Source organism: Oribacterium sp. WCC10, assembly GCF_900113415.1.
Classification (GTDB): domain Bacteria; phylum Bacillota; class Clostridia; order Lachnospirales; family Lachnospiraceae; genus Oribacterium.
Genome location: NZ_FOPH01000008.1, coordinates 14206 through 35870, shown reverse-complemented (window position 1 = coordinate 35870; position 21665 = coordinate 14206). Strand labels below are relative to the sequence as shown.

Below are 21665 nucleotides of genomic sequence, written 5' to 3'. Positions count from 1 at the left end.
TGTCCTTAGTTTTGAACTGTTTTTATCACTTTTATTTATTTGAAGCATTCGCTCCTGAGACTTCTCAGGAGCGTTTTTATACTCTTGACCTGAATTTCAAGCATTGGTGTTTAAAAAATATGACATTGACCGATTTAAAGGGCATAGGCCCTAAAACAGAAAAGCTTTTTAATAAGCTTGGGATATTCACAATACAGGATCTCCTGTATTTTTTTCCAAACACTTATCTGAATTACGATCAGCCCGTTCCCATCGAAGCTATCAATGAAGGTGAGATTCAGGCTGTAAAAGGTATAGTGGAAAAGGATGCCTCCGTCATCAATCTTCATGGTCTTAACATGACAACTGTATATATACATGACATCAGCGGCAAAATGAAGCTCACCTGGTTCAATGCACCTTTTCTAAGGAATACTCTGAAATCCGGATCTGTATTTGTATTTATGGGTAAAACAGGAACCTACAAAGGGCAGAAGACCATGAATCAGCCGAAGATCTTTACACCACAGGATTATTCCGGAAAAACCGGTACTCTTGAGCCTGTGTACAGTCAGGTTAAAGGACTTTCCAATACTGCAATACTAAAAGCTGTCAGACAGGTTCTTGAAATTGCCGAGTATCGCCCCGATTTCATTCCTTCTGCCATAAGGTACAATCGGGGACTACTTGATATGAAGGCGGCCATATCAGGTATACATCTGCCAAAGTCCATGGATGACTTCAGGAAGGCCCGCGAGAGGCTGGCCTACAATGAACTGTTCCTTTTTTCTCTTGCTTTGGTAAAGAAAAAAAACAGTACAGAAGAACTGAAGTCAGCATTTCTTATAAAAAAATCAAAACGTATAGACGAATTCATCAAAGCCCTGCCATTTTCATTGACAGAAGGGCAGAAACAGGCCGTGTCTGACATCCGTAGTGACATGTCATCAGGCTTTATCATGAATCGTCTGCTTCAGGGAGATGTCGGTTCCGGCAAAACCATCGTCTCCTTCATAGCTTGCCTTGAAGCAGCTTTAAATGGTCACCAGGCAGCAATCATGGCTCCTACAGAGATATTGGCTTCACAACACTATGACAAGCTCAAAAAGATCATCGATGACAATGTCTTTGGTCTTAATGTTGTCCTCATAACAGGTTCACTAAAGGCCTCAGAAAAAAAGCAGGCTTATCTAAAGATAAAGAGTCATGAAGCCGATATTATCATCGGAACACATGCTCTTTTTCAGGATGCTGTAGAATACGATGATCTTGCTCTTGTTGTTACAGACGAACAGCACAGATTCGGTGTAAACCAGCGAAAGACACTCAGCGGGAAAGGTAAAAATCCTCATACACTGGTGATGTCGGCTACTCCTATACCAAGGACACTGGCCATACTTTTGTATGCGGATATGCAAGTCAGTCAGATCAAAGAGCTTCCGTCCAACAGACTTCCGATCAAAAATGCTGTTGTAAATACCGATTATAGGAAAAATGCCTATAAATTCATTTACGATGAGATAAAAAAAGGAAGACAGGCCTATATTATCTGTCCAATGGTCGAAGAAAATGATATGTTGGATCTTGAGAATGTCACAGATTATGTTACGAAACTTAGAAAAGTATTCCCAAAGGAAGTATCTATCGAAAAGCTTCACGGAAAGATGAAGCCGAAAGAAAAAGATGCAGTCATGGACAGATTTCTGCATAAAGAGATAGACATTCTGGTTTCGACAACCGTTGTGGAAGTCGGTGTAGATGTTCCCAATTCAACTGTCATGATGGTTGAAAATGCAGAACGCTTCGGACTGGCACAGCTGCATCAGCTGAGAGGCCGTGTAGGACGATCCGGATATCAGAGCTACTGCATCTTCGTAGATTCGGCAGATTCAAAGAAATCCAAGGAACGACTTCAGATACTTGCTTCTTCGAACGATGGCTTCCATATCGCGGAAGAGGATCTGAAGTTAAGAGGTCCCGGTGATATCTTTGGTATAAGACAGTCCGGAGCACTGGACTTTAACATTGCCGATATATATCAGGACAAGGAGCTTCTTAAGAAAGCATCTGAAGATGCAGTCTATGTTTTGAGGTCAGATCCAGAACTAAATGAAGAAGAAAATCAGGTTTTGAGATCAAGACTTGAGCTTTATCTTGAAGAAAGTTATGTACTCTGATACATTATTACATCGTACCGGTGTTCATGGAGAGCGAACAAGGACGCATTTTATGACCCCGGGATGCGGAATAATTTGATATCGTCTTTTGACAATAACACCATAAAAGGAGAAATAACATGAGAGTAATCGCAGGAAGTGCAAGAAGACTTCTTTTGAAGACTATTGATTCTATAGACACACGCCCTACGACTGATCGTATAAAGGAAACACTTTTCAACATGCTTCAGTTCGAAGTTCCGGGAATAGATTTTCTGGATCTTTTTGCAGGATCAGGAGCCATAGGCATAGAAGCATTATCCAGAGGCTCAAGACGAGCTGTTTTTGTAGAAAACAATCCAAAAGCAGTCAAGTGTATTCAGGAAAATGTTGACCACTGCCATTTTAACGAACAGTCACTTATTCTTTCAACCGACTATATGTCTGCCATCAACAGAATCAACGGTAAGGGATATCATTTTGGCGTTATTTTCATGGATCCTCCATACAATAAGGGATTCGAACGTAAGGCCATGCAGCTTATGCATGATATGGACTATGTTGACGAGAACACTTTGTTTGTTATCGAGGCTGATCTGAATGATGATCTCACAGATGAGATTGAGGCAATGGGCTACGATCTCCAGCGAGAGAAAACATATAAAACCAATAAACACGTATTCTTCAAAAAAAGAATTATGGCATAAGTGTTTACACAGTCTTATTTAACATGCTATAAATATAAGCCTAAAAGGAAGATTTATTATGATAACAGGTATTTATCCGGGTTCTTTTGATCCGGTCACATATGGTCATCTGGATATTATCGAAAGAGCGTCCAAGATGGTGGACAGACTCATCGTAGGAGTACTCGTCAATAGTACAAAAACTCCATTGTTTTCGATGGAAGAACGTGTTAGAATGATTGAAGATTTGACCAGAAATCATGGAAATGTGGAGGTGAAATCTTTCGGAGGTCTGACTGTTAACTTTGCGCGTGAGTGCGATGCAACGATAATAGTCAGAGGTTTGCGTGCAGTAACGGATTTTGAATACGAACTGCAGCTTGCACAAACCAACAAAGTCATCGCTCCTGATATCGATACGATCTTTCTTACAACTAATCTCAAGTATTCATATCTCAGCTCCAGTACAGTCAAGGAAATCGCAAGCTACGGGGGAGCCATCCATGAATTCGTGCCCGAAGAGGTAGAGAAGCAAATCAAATTAAAATATAAAAATATAAAGTAGATATAAGGTGGATTAAATATATGAGCAGAATTGAACAGTTAATCGGTGAGATTGAAGAGTACATTGACAGCTGCAAATATCAGCCTCTTTCAAATTCAAAGATTCTTGTTAACAAAGAGGAGATGGAAGAGCTTTTAGTAGAACTTCGTCTCAGAGTACCTGATGAGATAAAGAAGTATCAGAAAATCATTTCACAGCAGGATGCCATCCTTGCAGATGCCAAGAATCAGGCAGAAAGCATGATTCAGGATGCCAAGCAGCAGACTGAAGAGATGGTATCAGAGAACGAGATCATGCAGCAGGCATACAGCAAGGCTAATGAACTTGTTCAGCAGGCACAGGTACAGGCAGATCAGATCCTTGCCAATGCTACTGCAGAAGCCAACAGCATCAAGACAAACGCAATCTCATATACTGATTCCATACTTGCTTCCATCGAAGCACTTATGAGCAATTCTATCGCTGAACAGCAGTCAAGATTCCACGCGCTTCAGGACAGCATGCAGAACACTTACAATGTTGTGGTAAACAACAGAAGAGAGCTCAATAATGCTATCCAGGCTCCACAGTCACAGATGGATGCCTCATATCAGGATGATTATTCTGCACAGGATGAGTATCAGCAGTAATCATCGATCAATATTTTAATTCATCTAAAACAGAGTACTTCATACATAATGAGGTGCTCTGTTAATTTATGCAGTGGAATGAATACAGATGCCATGTGTAATAATGTCATTTCATCACAATCGCCCGAATTTGACAGAGCCTTACATTGTATTATCCATACCCGGACGTACTCTTCTTAATTAAATCCGGATATTAAATTCATGATTTTTTACATTGAACTTGACATGTACTAACTGGTCTGCTAAGATTTCACTTGCAAAAAACGATGCGTGGCTCAGCTTGGTAGAGCGCTGCGTTCGGGACGCAGAGGTCGCAAGTTCGAATCTTGTCGCATCGACTAAGCAAAAGAGTTTTGGATTTTTTCCAAAGCTCTTTTTTTGTGCCCGGCTCTAACTTTTATTAAATTATTTATTTTCATTCATTTGTACTAGCCTCTCACTATTACCCGTTATAGTTATTATCTAATTAAAATTATGCTTTATATGAGTTATCATTAAATCCGTAGCGGTCTCAAAGACCATAACTCAAATTGATAGTATAAAAGATTATCATGAAGATAGTTTAATTACTTTCGATCAAATGCAGTACGTGAGAATCAATGTACCTGTATCTTCGGTAACAATGTTAAACATATTCTCAATGCTGCCAACTACTCATAAATTCAAAGGAGCTTCAAGCAAATGAAAAAGGAAACAAAATGTATCGAAGCCGGCTACACACCCAAGAACGGTGAGCCACGTATGATTCCAATCATCCAGAGCACAACCTTCAAGTACGATACCAGCGCTGACATGGGAAAGCTTTTTGACCTCGAAGCAGAAGGTTACTTCTACACAAGACTTCAGAATCCAACCAATGACATGGTTGCTTCGAAGATTGCTGCCCTTGAAGGCGGTACCGCAGCCATGCTCACATCCTCCGGTCAGGCAGCAACATTTATTTCTGTATTCAACCTTGCGAATGCAGGAGATCACGTTGTAGCCTCATCAAGCATCTACGGCGGCAGCTTCAATCTCTTTAATGTGACCATGCGTAAGATGGGTATCGATTTCACTTTTGTTGATCCTGATTGCAGCGATGAAGAACTGGAAGCGGCATTCAAGCCAAACACAAAGGCTGTCTTTGGAGAAACAATTGCCAACCCGGCACTTATAGTTCTTGACATTGAGCGCTTTGCTGTGGCGGCTCACAAGCACGGAGTTCCTCTGATCATAGACAATACATTTGCAACTCCCATAAATTGCAGACCTTTCGAGTGGGGTGCCGATATCGTAACTCACTCAACCACAAAGTACATGGATGGTCACGATGCCACAGTAGGCGGAGTTATCGTTGATTCCGGAAAGTTTGACTGGATGGCCCACGCTGATAAGTTCCCGGGACTTTGCACACCGGATGATTCATATCATGGCATCACATATGCCGAGAAGTTCGGAAAGGAAAAAGCATTTATCACAAAGGCAACAGCACAGCTTATGCGTGATTTCGGAGCTATACCATCACCTATGAACTGCTATATCCTGAATCTCGGTCTTGAGTCACTTGCAGTCAGAATGCAGAGACACTGCGAGAATGCTCAGAAGGTGGCTGAGTTCCTTCAGTCCAATCCAAATGTTTCGTATGTTACATATCCGGGTCTTCCGGGAGATAAATATTACGAGAGAGCCAGGAAGTACATGCCTGACGGCACCTGCGGAGTTATCTCTTTCGGTGTAAAGGGTGGACGTAAAACTGCGGAAGAGTTCATGAAGCATTTAAAGCTTGCCATTATCGCAACTCATGTAGCTGATGCACACACCTGCGTTCTCCATCCTGCATCATCAACACACAGACAGATGACTGATGAAGAACTTCTTGCAGGAGGCGTAAGACCTGATATGGTTCGACTTTCTGTCGGAATAGAGAATGCAGATGATATCATGGATGATCTCAGACAGGCACTTGAGGCTTCACAGAAAGCTTAACATACATCAATATTGCACTAATTTTACTTTTGTATTTTGTGACAAATAACCTTTAAGTCATCCTTGACGATAAGTCGCAAACAACGTAAAATTTCATCGTCATAATATGCCCATTATATGGTTGGGCGTTTCCACAAGCTGCCGTTAACAGCACCTTATGACTTTTTTTGTCGTAAGGTATTGTCAACGGCAGCTTGTTTTTTTGAGGGGAGAGAAAATGAACACTAAATTTGATGTCATAATTATAGGAGCAGGACCGGGAGGTATATTTGCAGCTTATGAACTCATGAAGCTTCAGCCTGAACTCGAAATAGCAGTATTTGAATCAGGTAATCCTCTGGAGAAGAGAAAATGTCCTATAGACGGAGACAAGATCAAATCCTGTATCAATTGTCCGACATGTTCTATCATGAGCGGTTTTGGCGGCGCAGGAGCATTTTCTGACGGTAAATACAACATTACCAATGCATTCGGCGGAACACTTTATGAATATCTGGGCAAAGAGAAGGCCATCGACCTTATGAAGTATGTTGATACCATTAACATGACTCATGGTGGAGAGGGCACTAAGCTATACAGCACAGCAGGTTCTGAATTCAAAAAGAAGTGTATCCAGAATAAGCTTAATCTCCTGGATGCATCCGTAAGACATCTTGGAACAGACAAGAACTATATCGTTCTTGAGAATCTGTATAAAGAGATGAAGGATAAGATTCATTTCTTCTTCAGAACTCCGATTGAAAAAGTAAGAAAACTCGATGACGGCTATGAGGTTGAGTTCAAGGACGGAAAGGCATCGTGCAAATACTGTGTCATTTCAGTAGGTCGAAGCGGAAGCAAGTGGATGCAGACTGTTTGTGATGACATGAATATCCCGACCAGATCCAACCGTGTAGATATCGGTGTACGTGTTGAGCTTCCTGCAGTTGTATTTGAAGACATCACAGACGTACTTTACGAAGGAAAGATAGTATATAAGACTCAGAAGTTTGAAGATTCGGTTCGTACTTTCTGTATGAATCCTCACGGAGCTGTTGTTAACGAGAATACCAACGGAATCATCACCGTAAACGGTCACAGCTATGAGGATCCGGCTATGCAGACAGAGAATACCAACTTCGCACTTCTCGTAAGCAAGCATTTCTCTGAGCCGTTTAAGGACAGTAACGGATATGGAGAAAGCATCGCCCGTCTCTCCAACATGCTTGGCGGAGGCGTTATCGTTCAGCGTTTCGGAGACCTTGAAAGAGGCCGCAGAAGTAATGCAAAGAGAATCGAAGAGGGAACAGTCCGCCCGACTCTGAAAGCAACACCGGGTGACCTTAGCCTTGTTCTCCCGAAGAGAATACTCGACGGTATCGTGGAAATGATCTACGCTCTTGATAAGATCGCGCCCGGTACTGCCAATGATGATACACTGCTTTATGGCGTAGAAGTTAAGTTCTACAATATGGAGGTATCTGTGGATGAGCACCTTGAAACCATCTATCCTGAACTCTTCGTTATAGGTGACGGAAGCGGTGTTACCCACTCACTGTCACATGCTTCGGCAAGCGGTGTATTTGTCGCAAGAGAGATTTCGGAAAGAATAAGCTGACCGGTTATACATAATATGAAGTTATACTATAACAGTTTTTCATAATTTATATTGCATTTTTATTTTATGAAATTTATAATTTTTTTATCTGTAACGTATTAACTTGCAGAAGCGCATCAGGATGCAACTGATACGAAATATGAGATAAGCATATATGCATTATCATCATTAAATTATATTTTATCGGAGGATTTAAAAATGGCAGAACCAAGATTATTTTATGAAAAAGACTGTGATATATCTTTCCTTAAGGGCAAGAAGATCTGCATTATCGGTTACGGTTCTCAGGGACATGCTCACGCACTTAACCTGAAGGAATCCGGATGTGATGTAGTAGTCGGCCTCTATGAAGGTTCTAAGTCAAAGGCAAAGGCTGAGTCCCAGGGACTTACAGTTCTTCCTACAGCAGAGGCGGTTAAGCAGTCGGATGTCATCATGATCCTCATCAATGATGAGCTTCAGGCAGGTATGTACAAGAAGGATGTTGAGCCTAACTTAAAGGCCGGCGATATGCTTATGTTCGCTCACGGTTTCAATATCAACTACAAGCTTATCGTTCCTCCTGCAGATGTTGATGTTGCCATGATTGCACCTAAGGCACCGGGACACACAGTTCGTTCAGAGTATCAGGCTGGTAAGGGAACTCCTTGTCTCGTGGCTATCCATCAGGATGCAACTGGACATGCTCTTGATATGGCACTTGCTTACGGTGCCGGTATCGGCGGCGCTCGTGCAGGTATCCTTGAAACAACATTCAAGACCGAGACCGAGACTGACCTCTTCGGTGAGCAGGCAGTTCTTTGCGGCGGTGTTTGCGCACTTATGCAGGCCGGCTTTGAAACACTTGTTGAGGCAGGATATGATCCACGTAATGCATACTTCGAGTGTGTACATGAGATGAAGCTTATCGTTGACCTTATTTATCAGTCAGGCTTCGCAGGCATGAGATATTCCATCTCCAATACTGCTGAGTTCGGTGACTATGTAACAGGTCCAAAGATCGTTACAGAAGACACAAAGAAGGCAATGAAGAAGATCCTTTCAGATATTCAGGACGGAACATTTGCATCTGAGTTCCTTCAGGACATGAATAACGGTAAGGTTCACTTCCAGGCTATGAGAGCAAAGGCTGCTCAGCACCCTACAGAGACAGTAGGTGAAGAGATCAGAAAGCTTTACAGCTGGAACAACGAGTCTGATAAGCTTGTTAATAACTAATACACGCTGATTTGGTCAGAGTATATATTTGATCATCCGGCGAAGTTCCGGATTTTCAGAGTCTGTAAAAATGACTCAATGAAGATCCGGTTATACAAACGCTATAATCAGTGTTTACAATTTAAGTGAAACCCAAACTTATAAGTGTTTCACGATAGCAAGAAAGACTATCTATGTTTTTCAGACCGGCTGTTATGCATAGCATAGCGCCGGTTTTTTTATTTATTAAGCCCGGCAGCAGATAAAAACTAAGGAGCCACTGATTATATCAGTGGTTCCTCAGCGCCTCCGGCGTCGGTGCAAGGATTTTCAAAGGAAGTTGATGCTTCGCATTGAAAATCCGTCCAGAAAACGCTTTAATCAGCGTTTCCCATATCTCCGGGTTTTATTTATCCGGCGGTTTTACAATGGAGAATGCCATGAAAGAATATTTATCAAATCTCATCGTTTATAACAAAGTGAAACATGATGAAACTCTTAATCTCATCGCCGATATAACTGATTCAGCTGAAGCGGGTGATGAAGTAAGGGTTAAAAGTCTGCTTTCATCCTGTTTTGACCAGGTTCACAGAATCATGGAGACCGCTACGGAATATGGTTTCACCGATAATCTGTGGGCCGGTTATATCACATTTCTTCTTATGATGGATGAAAATCCGCTTGCTATGGTGTCTGAAAAAACAGTTCTGCCAGAAGGATCGGCAGCAGATTTTGCCGAGCGTGACTTCAGTTTCATCATCAGGCTTCTGCACTATGATTTTTCGACCCTTGAAAGACTTCTTGGCATCAATTGTCTTTCAGCACTGCAGGATTACAACGCAGTCAAAAAACATGAAAGAATGTATTTCAGCTACATTTCAAAGGCCGTTAACGGTCTGAGAAGTAAACTCATGGACATAAAAGATCCCAGTACATTCTACGATGCCATGGCATCCTTCTATGAGAATTACGGTGTGGGAATGTTTGGTCTGAATAAAGCATTCCGAATCAGAAATGACGAGAATGATGCCCCGGAACTGATTCCTATAAACAATCTTGATGCTGTGAACTTCGATGATCTTGTCGGATATGAGATCCAGAAGAAGCAGGTATATGATAATACTATGGCATTTCTTGAGGGAAAAGCAGCCAACAATGTTCTACTGTATGGTGATGCCGGAACCGGCAAGTCAACCACCATCAAGGCTACTCTCAATGAATTCTATCCTAAAGGTCTTAGACTAATTGAGATTTATAAACATCAGTTTAAGGATCTTTCCTACGTCATCTCTCAGGTAAAGACACGTAACTATAAGTTCATCATTTATATGGATGATCTGTCTTTTGAGGATTTCGAGATAGAATACAAGTACCTGAAAGCAGTTATCGAGGGCGGTTTTGAAACGAAACCGGACAACATTCTCATCTATGCCACTTCCAATCGCAGGCATCTGATAAAGGAAAGTACATCTGACCGTGATGACATGGGGCATGGCGGTGATGTACACCATTCAGATACACTGGAAGAAAAGCTTTCGCTGGTTGACCGCTTTGGTCTCAATATCCTCTACACAAAGCCGACCTTCCAGGAATTCCAGCAGATAGTCATTAGCCTTGCCAAAAAGCACGGCATCGATATGCCGGAAAAGGAGCTTCTGGCTGCAGCCAATGTCTGGTCCGTGAGAAAAGGCGGACACACCGGAAGAGTTGCCCAACAGTTCATAAACTCACTTAATCCGGAGCGATAAACATATCAGTATTGTGGAAACGCTGATTTTATCAGTGTTTCCACAGAGCCTCCACGTCGGGACACGGATTTTCAAAAGAAGTTGATGCTTCGCATCGATAATCCGCTCAGAGAAACGCTTTAATCAGCTTTTTCCTATGTTTATAATCGATTGTATGAAGAGCCCTGCAGTAATTCGATACGTTGATTAATGCTGCTATGTTAAAACATTAACCGGACAAGCATATCTCTTATAACTTATTGTTTATTGACTTAGGCATGTGTCAATCGCATAATTTATATATATATTTCGATGAAAGGAAACGCAAAGAAGCATGAATAATTACAGTGTGATTCTATCTGTCATTATTATTCTCGTGAACATTATTGTGATTCGCAATAGTGCCTTTTTTGTGTAAAGCTTTTCAAGAGATATAAAGACGGATATGTTTTTAAAACCTTGCAGCTTTACCACTGCAAGGTTTTTTTTCGCGATAAAGCTGTCATGCGGACGCTGTGCTTGCACAGGCGGACATATGACAGTCAACGCGAAATCGACCATTGAATATGGGAGATTCGCGATAAAGCTGTCATGCGGACGCTGTGCTTGCACAGGCGGACATATGACAGTCAACGCGAAATCGACCATTGAATATGGGAGATTCGCGATAAAGCTGTCATGCGGACGCTGTGCTTGCACAGGCGGACATATGACAGCCAACGTGAAATCGACCATTGAATATGGGAGATTGAAGATAAGCGGGGGATTCTTTTAGAACCTCTATTGTGGTATAGTTATATTTATGATTTATACTAAATATTTTTATCATTTCACTACGTTTTAGCTGTTATTGATGATGTATGTACCGGCCGGATACCGGTTGCATTTCACATAATGAGTTCTTTTACTCGCATCATAAATCACTTATAAAGGAGTCAGGTATGAGATTAAAAGGAGCACAGATTCTGATAGAAGAACTTGTAAAGCAGGGCGTCGATACCGTATTCGGTTATCCCGGAGGCGCAGTTCTCGACATCTATGACGAGCTGTATAAAAACAGCGACAGAATCAACCATATCATAACCGCTCACGAACAGGGCGCATGCCACGCTGCTGACGGCTATGCAAGAGCTTCCGGGAAGACCGGAGTTGTTATCGCAACATCAGGTCCGGGTGCAACCAATCTTGTAACAGGTATTGCAAATGCAAACCTTGATTCAGTGCCACTGGTTGCCATTACAGGTAATGTTTCCGTTAACGCTCTCGGACGCGACAGTTTCCAGGAGGTGGATATCGTTGGTATCACCCAGCCGGTAGTCAAGCATAATTTCATGGTTCGTTCTGTTCAGGAACTTGAGCAGACCATAAAGGAAGCATTTCTCATAGCAAACTCCGGCAGAAAGGGACCTGTACTCATAGATATTCCAAAGAATGTACAGACCGACATGTGCGAGTACGGAATAGCAGTTGTTCCGAGAATGCCTGACAAGCCCAAAGTACCTTACGTTAAGTCAGAGGTTCTTGAAGCCATTAAAAACTGTCACAGACCATTTATCTACTGTGGCGGAGGTGTGATTGCATCAGGTGCGGAAAAGGAAGTTTTGGAGCTTTCACATCGTCTGGATGCCCCTGTGGGACTCAGTATGATGGGAAGAACAGCTCTTCCCGATTCCTACGAATACAATCTCGGAATGTGCGGAATGCATGGGCAGTACGCAGCCACAAAGGCACAGGCAGAATGTGATCTTATGCTTGCAATCGGTGTGCGTTTCTCAGACCGTGCAACAGGCGACATAGGTGAGTACACAAGAAAATGTACCGTCATTCACATTGATATAGACAAGGCAGAGTTTGGAAAAAATGTAAGTCCGGATTTTTGTCTGCAGGGTGACATAAAGGGCATACTTCAGGATCTTCTCAAAGACATTCAGGGTGTTCGACACAAAGAGTGGAGAGACGAAGTGGAAGAGTTCAAGAAGACCCGCATACCTGACCGTCCCGGTGAGTTCTGTCCAAAGAACATCATAGAAACAGTCAGAAAGCATACCAAAGATGATACTGTTGTTGCAACCGATGTAGGTCAGCACCAGATGTGGACAGTACAGTTTTATGATTTTGAGCAGCCTAAGACATTACTCACATCAGGCGGACTTGGCACTATGGGTTACGGTCTCGGTGCTGCCATCGGAGGATGCATTGGTTCAGGACGAAAAAGAACTGTTCTTTTCACTTCAGAGGGTTCCTTCGGAATGAATCTCAACGAGCTTTGCACAGTAGTAAGCCAGGAACTCCCTATAACGGTAGTTATCCTTGATAACACTGTTCTCGGCATGGTACGCCAGTGGCAGGGTATCTTCTACGAAGGCAGGTATTCACAGACATCACTAGGAAGAAAAACAAACTTCTCGGCACTTGCTGATGCATTCGGTTCTAAGGGATACTCAGTATCAACTCTGGAAGAACTTGAAAAGGTACTTGAAGAAACCGATGCGGATCCTGCGGGATCATTCGTCATCGACTGTCATATAAGTGAGGACGAAAAGGTTCTTCCTATGATTCCGCCAGGAAAGTCCATAAAGAGTATCATTCTGAGAGACTGATAGTCATACATTCATTTATACAAACTGAGCAAATGTCTGCGGATTGCTTATACAGCAGGTAAGAATGCATATCAGATATATGCATTCCTGCCAAGTGAACATAGAGTCTTCACTGCCGCCTGATTTTGATCTTATACAGTAGAACGGAGTTAATCATGGAAGAGAGATTTATCATTGATCTTTGGGTAAATAACCGTTTTGGTGTGCTTAACAGAATCACCGGTCTTTACTCAAAAAGAGGCTACAATATCGAAACCATACACGCCGGCCCGACAGATGTTCCCGGTGTGACGAAGATAGAAATCGTTTCCACAGGAGACGATTACATGAGAACTCAGGTTATCTCACAGCTTGAAAAGCTCTATGACATCAGAAAAGTTGATCTGAGAACAGAATTCAAAGAAGACTAAACCATATTGCAGGAGGATTTCTTCCTCATGCACACCCGCAGGGTGCAGGGAAAATATCTGTTATTCCTTACAGGTCTCTGCGATAATATCAATTATTCTACGATTTTCGAGGCTTTCTCACAGAAGATTATTCTTCAGGAAAACACCCAAAAACCGAAACAAAAGATTGGGGAGGAATTATGAACGAATTAACATTGGACAGGGTCTATCAGGCAGCACATGTACTTAAGCCTGTCATCAACAAAACCGAGCTTGTACATGCCACCAGAATCGATGCAGGCTGCGATCTCTACTTAAAGGCTGAGAATCTTCAAAACACCGGATCATTTAAGATCAGAGGCGCATACTACAAGATTTCAACCCTAACTGATGAAGAGAAGGCCAAGGGAGTTGTTGCATGCTCAGCTGGAAACCACGCACAGGGCGTTGCACTCGCAGCACAGCGTGCAGGTATCAAATCAACCATTTTCCTTCCGGCCATCGCACCTATCTCAAAGGTAGAAGCCACAAAGAGCTATGGTGCAGAGATCCGTCTTATCGATGGTGTGTATGATGATGCATACGCAGCTTCTGTTGAGTATCAAAAGGAATCAGGCGCAGTATTCATCCATCCGTTCAATGATGTTGATGTCATAGCAGGTCAGGGAACCATCGGTATGGAGATCTGCGATCAGCTTGCAGATGCCGATGCAGTAGTAGTTCCTGTAGGCGGAGGCGGACTCATCTCAGGCGTAAGCTTCGTAGTAAAGAAACTCAATCCAAACTGCAAGGTATATGGTGTTCAGGCAGCAGGTGCAGCCAGCATGGTAGGTGCGCTCAAGAGCAAGAAGGTAGAGGCTCTCAGTGAAGTTCATACATTCGCAGACGGTATCTCCGTAAAGTGCCCCGGTGATGTGACATATGACATGGTTTCAAAGTATGTTGATGAAGTTGTTACTGTCACAGATGACGAAACAGCAGCAGCCATCCTCACTCTTATGGAGAAGCAGAAGGTTGTTTCAGAGGGTGCCGGTGCAGTATCAGTTGCTGCGGTTCTCTTTAACAAGATCCCTGTAAAGGACAAAAAGGTTGTCTGCGTAGTATCAGGCGGAAACATTGACGTAAATATCCTTTCAAGAGTTATAAACAGAGGTCTCATCAAGACCGGAAGAAAGGCAACTCTTACCATCGAACTTCTGGATAAACCGGGTCAGCTTGAGGAAGTATCACATATCGTTGCATCCATGGGTGCCAATGTCACTAAGGTTGACCATAACACCATCTCGATGGATACAGATATCAACGGATGCTATCTGACACTTCAGATGGAAACCAGAAACTTCGAACACATTGAGGCTATCAGAAACAAGTTTGTCGAAGAGGGATTTAAACTGGTTTGACAGTTACCTGATTCTGAATAATACGAAAAAGGAGATTTCATTTTATGACAGGTGCAGATGCTTTAGTTAAATGTCTCCAGAATGAAAAGGTAGAATATGTCTTCGGTTATCCGGGAGTTGCTATTGCTCCTTTTTTTAACAGCATCCTGGATACAGAGATAAAAACCGTTCTGGTCCGTCAGGAACAGAATGCGGCACATTCAGCAAACGGATACGCGAGAACTACCGGAAAAGTCGGCGTAGCTGCGGTCACTTCCGGACCGGGTGCCACCAATATCATCACAGGAATAGCAACTGCATTTGCAGACAGCATTCCTATCGTAGTGATAACAGGACAGGTAGACAGCAATCTGGTAGGCTCTGATGTTTTTCAGGAGGCTGACATCTCCGGAGCCTGCGAATCCTTCGTTAAGTATTCATATATAGTTCGTGATGCAAAGGAAATTCCTCGCATCATGAAGGAAGCATTTTACATAGCCAATTCAGGCAGAAAAGGACCTGTTCTCATCGATATCCCTATCGATATCCAAAAGTCACAGATAAAGGACTTCCGTTATCCTGATGAGGTTAAACTTCGTACATATCGTCCAACAGTAAACGGAAACACAGTTCAGATCAAAAAGGTATTTGCAAGACTTAAGGATGCCAAAAGACCTATCATCTGTGTAGGCGGCGGCGTTCATCTTGCCCATGCCGAAGAGGCAGTAAGAAAGTTTGCAGAAAACAATCGCATACCGGTTGTCTGTACCATGATGGGCATCGGTGTAATGAAAACAACTGATCCCATGTTCTTCGGGATGGTAGGAAACAACGGTAACTCTTACGGAAATCGTGCCATGAATGAAGCTGATATGATTATTATGGCAGGTGCAAGAGTGGCGGACAGAAGCATTAGCCAGCCGGATCTCATCACGGAGAACAAGACACTGGTTCACATTGATGTAGACCCTGCAGAAATCGGTAAGAATGCAGGCCCTGAGATTCCCCTGGTCGGAGACATCGGCAGTGTATTTGAAGTATTTAACCAGCAGGAATGTGACTCCGAGTATTCGGACTGGGTTGACCGTCTCAGAGCCTACAAAAAGGAGACAGAAGACAAAAAACTTCAGAAGCTTTTGGAAAGAGTCAGAAAGGCTTCAACAGTAACTCCGGAAGAATTTGTCATAGAACTCAGTCAGAAGCTTAAAGATGATGCCATATACGTTGCAGACGTTGGACAGAATCAGATGTGGAGCTGCGGTAACTACATCATGAGAAACGGTAAGTTCTTCACATCAGGCGGTATGGGAACCATGGGATATTCTATTCCTGCGGCACTCGGAGCAAAGCTTGCAGCTCCTGATAAACAGGTAGTTGCTGTTATAGGAGACGGAGCATTTCAGATGTGTCTCATGGAACTTGCAACCATGCGACAGTACAGAGTGCCTGTAAAGATCGCCGTCATCAAAAACGGCTGGCTGGGACTTGTGAGACAGTATCAGCATTTTACATATAATGACCGATTCTCGGTAACGGATCTTTCCGGAAGTCCCGAGCTTGATAAGATTTCAGATGCTTACGGGATGAAGTACCTGAAGCTTTCGAACAACAGCGAGATGGATGAAAAGCTGACAGAGTTCCTTGCAAATGACGAGTCTGTACTTATGGAAGTTACTGTTGATCCATCAGAGATAGCATAAGGAGGAGCGGATGAAACGAATATATTCCTGTCTTGTAGAAAACCGTTCCGGTGTTCTGGCGAAAGTCGCCGGTCTTTTCTGGAGAAGATGCTTTAATATCGATTCCCTGACTGTTGGTGAAACAGAAGATAAGTCAGTTTCAAACATGGTTATCGTTTCAAGCGGTGACGAAAGAACCCTTGAGCAGATAGAAAAACAGCTTAACAAAAAGCTTGATATAATCAAGGTCAAGACCTTCGATGAAAGTGAAGGCATCAGTCAGGAACTGGTACTTGTAAAGATACGTTATAATCGTGATAACCGTAAGGATATCATGGAAAACTGCCAGATCATGGGAGCACGTATCGTCGATCTGTCAAAGTCTATGATGACTATAAAGATGTGCGATACCCCGGAGAGAGTTCAGATGTTTCTAGATACACTTAAATCCATAAGAATCGTGGAACTTGCCAGGACCGGAACGCTGGCTATAACAAAAATCAAAGAACAAAATGATGAAAAATAAGAATAGGAGATATCATGGAAAAAGTTGTAACAACTAATGCACCCGCAGCAATCGGCCCATACTCACAGGCTATGAAGGTTGGAAATCTTGTTTTCTGTTCAGGTCAGATACCTGTTGATCCTGCAACAGGAAATGTTGCAGAGACAGTAGCTGAGCAGGCAGAGCAGAGCTGCAAGAACGTTAAGGCTCTTGTTGAGGCTGCCGGAAGCTCAATGGATAAGGTTGTAAAGACCACTTGCTTCCTTAGCGATATCAATGATTTCGCAGCATTTAATGAGGTTTACGCAAAGTACTTCACATCAAATCCTGCAAGATCATGTGTTGCAGTAAAAGACATCCCAAAGGGTGTTAAATGTGAAATCGAGGCAATTGCAGAGCTGTAAGAAGTTCATTTTTCCGGTGAAAATGCTGGTTTAGTCAGCGTTACCCTGGTACAGTTTACCTCACACAAGTTCAGAGATACATTTCAGAGGCAATCACATACATTGTGATGCCTCTTTTTATGTTCATTAGATGTACAAACGTTCGTAAATTATTGCGGAGCAGGCCTCAAAATGCTATGCTATATTTATAAAATATTTATAATATGATGTAAGTGTCAACAGTACCAAATCACGTGCTTGCACGTTGATTTGAGACTTTATGACCCGCCTGAACACGAATAACGCAGTCGTTTTGCACAGCAAAAGAACCCAGGTTTGAGTGTTCAGCAGCACATCTGCCTTCGATTTTTAATCAAAGGAGCCACGCGGCTTTGAGCGCTTCAAAGGAATCTGTAAGGATTCCTGCTCTATGCACACGAATGTGTGCGTTAGCGCTAATCAGTGAGTGGCAAATACTTTTGACACTCACGTCATAATATGGGAGGAAATATGAGCTGTATACGAGAAGAACTTGAAGATCTGGAACGTCTGACATTGTCTCCTTATGCAGCCTTGTCGGTTCGTTCAAAAGGCCGTGACAGATATGAAGAACCAGATGACATTCGCCCATGCTATGAACGTGACAGAGACCGCATACTTCATTGCAAATCATTCCGAAGACTGAAACACAAGACACAGGTTTTTATCGCACCTGAGGGAGATCACTACAGGACGAGACTTACTCATACTCTTGAGGTAAGCCAGATTGCCCGTACCTTTGGAAAGGCACTTCGTCTCAATGAAGACCTCATTGAAGCTATAGCACTGGGACACGATCTTGGTCATACTCCATTCGGACACAGTGGTGAAAGAGTTCTCAATACACTTTGCCATAACGGCTTCTCCCACGTAGAACAGAGTGTAAGAGTGGTAGAGGTTCTCGAAAAGGGCGGAAGAGGTCTTAATCTGACCAAGGAAGTTCGTGATGGTATACTGAATCACCGCACATCAGGCCATCCTCAGACTCTTGAAGGTCAGGCTGTGCGATTTGCAGATAAGATCGCCTATATCAATCACGACACAGATGATTCTCTCCGGGCCGGACTTATATGTGAATCTGAGATACCAAAGGAAATCACCGATGTCCTTGGACATTCTGTAAAAGAGCGTCTTAACAACCTTATACATGACGTGATATACAGTTCAAACGGCAGAAATGAACTCCGTATGTCCCCAACTACAGAAAAGGCGATGCAGTCCCTCAGACAGTGGATGTTTGATCATGTGTATATCGGTGGCGAAGCGAAAAAAGAAGAAGTAAAAGTCAATCGCATGATCAGACTTCTTTTTAACTACTACATGGAGAATCCGTATTCCATGACAGGCGAATACGTAACCATGCTTGAAAACAATCTGGCAAGTATCGCCACGGATGATCCCGACAAGGAACGGAAGACCCTGCTGGCCCACGAAAGAAGTGTATGCGACTACATAGCGGGTATGACTGACGATTACTGCATTTATAAGTTTAAAGAGTATTTTGTCCCTATAGGGTGGCAGAAGTATTGACCGGATTTTTCCGTAGGTGAATACTGATTAAAGTGTTTCTCCGGCAGGATTATCAATATAAGGCAACATTTTTTTGAAATCCGTACCACGGGTACCGAAAGCTCTGAGATAGCACTTAAGTAATCAGCATTTACTTATTGAAATTTTAGTTTAATCAGATTAGACAGGAGCGTATTTATTTGTTTTATCCTGAAGAAATAGTTCAAGAAGTCAGATCCCGGGCGGATATAGTTGACGTCATAGGGCAGTATGTAAATCTAAAGAAAAAAGGCGCCAACTACTTTGGACTCTGCCCGTTTCACGGTGAAAAAACCGCATCATTTTCTGTAAATCCCAGAATGCAGATTTTTCACTGCTTCGGATGCGGAAAGGGCGGAGACGTTATCAAGTTCACCATGGAATACGAGAATCTGACGTTTCCTGAAGCAGTTCGTAAAATTGCCGAAGAGACAGGTTACAAGCTTCCTGAGATGGCACAAACTGCAGAACAGAAAAAAGAAAGTGATATAAGAACCAGACTTCTTGAGATAAACAGAACTGCCGCAGTCTATTTTTTCAATGCATTAAGAGCTCCGCAGGGGCAGACCGGTATGAACTACTTCAAAAAGCGTGAGCTTATGGATGAGACCCTCAGAATCTGGGGTCTCGGATATGCCGACCAGACTCGAGACGGGCTTTATCAGTACCTTAAGTCCTCAGGTTTTGATGACGACATACTCCACGAATCAGGACTTATCACATTCTCTGAAAAGGGAGTTTATGACAAGTTTTTTAACCGCGTTATGTTTCCTATCATGGATGCAAACAACAGAGTCATAGGTTTCGGAGGACGTGTTCTCGGTGACGGAGAACCAAAGTACTTAAACAGTCCTGAAACAAAGCTTTTTGACAAGTCAAGAAACCTTTTCGGACTATGCTATGCCAAAAAGTCACGAAAGAAATCCTTCATTCTATGCGAAGGGTATATGGATGTCATACAGCTTCACCAGGCAGGCTTCACCAATGCAGTGGCGTCACTCGGAACAGCTTTGACCGAGCAGCAGTGCCGGCTTATCAAAAGATATGTCAATGAAGTTCTTCTGACATATGATTCAGACGGTGCAGGCATCAATGCAGCGAAACGTGCCATGCCTATGCTGAAAGCAGTAGGCATCAATACGAAAGTCATCAATATGAAGCCCTACAAAGACCCTGATGAGTTCATAAAGGCCATGGGGCTTGAAGCATTTCAGGAACACATAGACAACGCCAGAAACAGCTTCCTGTGGCTCATAGATGTGATGAAGATGGACTATGATCTGTCGGATCCTGCCGGCATGACACAGTATACCAATGACGTTGCCGAAAAGCTCAGTGAGATAACAGAGCCTATAGAAAGAGAGAACTATATAAAGGCTGTTGCCAGAGAGCAGATGATAGACTACGACAGTCTTAGAAAACTTGTTAATCACATGGGAGATCTGCGTGAAAGAAAGCAGTCACCTCTCAACGAGAAAATATATAAACATACTGATTTCATTTCAAAGGCTGATAAAAAGACGAAAAAGGAAACAGCTCTTCAGAAGTCAGAGAAGCAGCTTGTGACCTGGCTTCAGGAGAAACCGGAGCTTATCCCAAGTGTAAGAAATTATATTCTCCCGGAGGATCTCAGTGATGAGACCATGCAGAAGGTCATCTCAATGGTATATCAGCAAACACCTGCCAATGAAATACTTGATACTTTCAGAGACTCTGATGACGAGTATGAAAAGGTTGCAGCTATGTTCAACGGCAATCTCCTATCCGATGATTCCGACGAATATGAGTTTAAGAGAGGGCTTGAGGATATCATCAGAAACATTAAGATGACTTCTCTTAACACCAAGATAGAAAATGAAACCGATCCGCACCGTCTCACAGATCTTTTCAAGCAGCAGTCGGATCTTATGAACCTGAAACTATAAAGATGAATTTACCATACAGACTAAAAAAAATAACAGAACTTGTTCCACCATCTGATACTGTCGCAGACATCGGTTGCGACCATGCATACGTTGCCATCGAACTGGTCAAATCCGGCAAGGCAAAACATGCACTGGCATGCGATGTAAATGAAGGACCCCTGAAGAGTGCCGGACAGAATGTCCTTTCTGAGGGGTTAACCGATAAAGTGGAACTGCGACTAAGTGACGGTCTCGCCAGGGTTAAAGCTCATGAGGCTGACACAGTCATCATAGCAGGCATGGGGGGGCTTCTGATGGAAAGGATACTCACCGGACATCTCAAGGACTTTGATACATTTGTTCTTTCACCTCAATCGGATATAGAACATTTCCGTCATTTCCTTATAGACAATGGAATGAAGATCGTTTCCGAAAATATGCTTATAGATGACAAAAAATATTACACTATCCTTACAGTATCGGCAAATATTCTGTCAGATAGTGAAAGCACTAATGATTATTATAAAAATGACGAGGATTTCATATATGGCGGTTTACTCTTGAAAGAGAAGGACGAAACTCTTTTAAGTTTTTTACAAAAAGAAAAGCTTCGCTATGAGAACATCCTTTCAAAGACTCAGAATGATGAACTGAAAAAAAGCTACGAGATATGTAAAAGGGCGATAGAAAAGCACTATCAGTAATCACTGACTTATTTAAATCAGAACCAGGATTACA

At 42.7% G+C, this 21665-nt stretch carries 16 protein-coding genes, 1 tRNA gene, 1 pseudogene and 1 riboswitch; all 18 genes and pseudogenes read left to right on the top strand.

Annotated features, from left to right (window positions below; genetic code table 11):
- Window positions 1-119 precede the first annotated feature (119 nt).
- On the top strand, window positions 120-2156 hold the full coding sequence (recG, locus tag BM294_RS07520; protein WP_091206636.1) for an ATP-dependent DNA helicase RecG: 2037 nt from the start codon (window positions 120-122) through the stop codon (window positions 2154-2156).
- Window positions 2157-2269: 113 nt separating this feature from the next.
- Window positions 2270-2842: pseudogene (rsmD, locus tag BM294_RS07515) on the top strand (16S rRNA (guanine(966)-N(2))-methyltransferase RsmD); the annotation flags it as partial.
- A gap of 58 nt (window positions 2843-2900) precedes the next feature.
- Window positions 2901-3386, top strand: coding sequence for a pantetheine-phosphate adenylyltransferase (gene coaD / locus BM294_RS07510; protein ID WP_091206419.1), 486 nt, complete (start codon window positions 2901-2903; stop codon window positions 3384-3386).
- A 20-nt stretch (window positions 3387-3406) separates the two neighbouring features.
- Entirely contained in the window at window positions 3407-4015 is a 609-nt protein-coding gene (locus BM294_RS07505) for a vacuolar family H+-ATPase subunit H (RefSeq protein ID WP_091206416.1), read from the top strand.
- A gap of 264 nt (window positions 4016-4279) precedes the next feature.
- Window positions 4280-4353: transfer RNA gene (locus tag BM294_RS07500), tRNA-Pro, on the top strand.
- Window positions 4354-4696: 343 nt separating this feature from the next.
- Window positions 4697-5980, top strand: a complete 1284-nt coding sequence (locus BM294_RS07495) for an O-acetylhomoserine aminocarboxypropyltransferase/cysteine synthase family protein (RefSeq protein WP_091206413.1) — start codon at window positions 4697-4699, stop codon at window positions 5978-5980.
- Window positions 5981-6059: 79 nt separating this feature from the next.
- Window positions 6060-6158, top strand: a riboswitch (purine riboswitch).
- A 39-nt stretch (window positions 6159-6197) separates the two neighbouring features.
- Window positions 6198-7577 carry an NAD(P)/FAD-dependent oxidoreductase gene (locus BM294_RS07490; RefSeq protein WP_091206410.1) on the top strand — a complete coding sequence of 460 codons (1380 nt, stop codon included), beginning with the start codon at window positions 6198-6200 and terminating at the stop codon, window positions 7575-7577.
- Window positions 7578-7775: 198 nt separating this feature from the next.
- Window positions 7776-8795 (top strand): ketol-acid reductoisomerase, encoded by a 1020-nt coding sequence (ilvC, locus tag BM294_RS07485; protein WP_091206407.1) that lies wholly within the window; start codon window positions 7776-7778, stop codon window positions 8793-8795.
- A 419-nt stretch (window positions 8796-9214) separates the two neighbouring features.
- The gene (locus tag BM294_RS07480; RefSeq protein WP_091206405.1) at window positions 9215-10522 is read left to right on the top strand and encodes an ATP-binding protein; all 1308 of its coding nucleotides are present in this window, start codon (window positions 9215-9217) and stop codon (window positions 10520-10522) included.
- 920 nt (window positions 10523-11442) lie between these two features.
- Window positions 11443-13101, top strand: coding sequence for a biosynthetic-type acetolactate synthase large subunit (ilvB, locus tag BM294_RS07470; RefSeq protein ID WP_091206398.1), 1659 nt, complete (start codon window positions 11443-11445; stop codon window positions 13099-13101).
- A gap of 155 nt (window positions 13102-13256) precedes the next feature.
- The gene (ilvN, locus tag BM294_RS07465; RefSeq protein ID WP_091206395.1) at window positions 13257-13511 is read left to right on the top strand and encodes an acetolactate synthase small subunit; all 255 of its coding nucleotides are present in this window, start codon (window positions 13257-13259) and stop codon (window positions 13509-13511) included.
- A gap of 179 nt (window positions 13512-13690) precedes the next feature.
- Entirely contained in the window at window positions 13691-14890 is a 1200-nt protein-coding gene (gene ilvA, locus BM294_RS07460; RefSeq protein WP_091206392.1) for a threonine ammonia-lyase, read from the top strand.
- Window positions 14891-14934: 44 nt separating this feature from the next.
- Complete coding sequence (gene ilvB, locus BM294_RS07455) at window positions 14935-16569, top strand: biosynthetic-type acetolactate synthase large subunit (RefSeq protein WP_091206389.1); 1635 nt, start codon at window positions 14935-14937, stop codon at window positions 16567-16569.
- A gap of 10 nt (window positions 16570-16579) precedes the next feature.
- Window positions 16580-17074 (top strand): acetolactate synthase small subunit, encoded by a 495-nt coding sequence (gene ilvN, locus BM294_RS07450; protein ID WP_091206387.1) that lies wholly within the window; start codon window positions 16580-16582, stop codon window positions 17072-17074.
- A 14-nt stretch (window positions 17075-17088) separates the two neighbouring features.
- Complete coding sequence (locus BM294_RS07445; RefSeq protein ID WP_091206384.1) at window positions 17089-17457, top strand: RidA family protein; 369 nt, start codon at window positions 17089-17091, stop codon at window positions 17455-17457.
- Between the two features lie 489 nt (window positions 17458-17946).
- Window positions 17947-19005, top strand: coding sequence for a deoxyguanosinetriphosphate triphosphohydrolase (locus BM294_RS07440; RefSeq protein ID WP_091206382.1), 1059 nt, complete (start codon window positions 17947-17949; stop codon window positions 19003-19005).
- 179 nt (window positions 19006-19184) lie between these two features.
- Entirely contained in the window at window positions 19185-20948 is a 1764-nt protein-coding gene (gene dnaG, locus BM294_RS07435; RefSeq protein WP_091206378.1) for a DNA primase, read from the top strand.
- Between the two features lie 2 nt (window positions 20949-20950).
- Window positions 20951-21631, top strand: a complete 681-nt coding sequence (locus BM294_RS07430) for a tRNA (adenine(22)-N(1))-methyltransferase (protein ID WP_091206375.1) — start codon at window positions 20951-20953, stop codon at window positions 21629-21631.
- Window positions 21632-21665 lie beyond the last annotated feature (34 nt).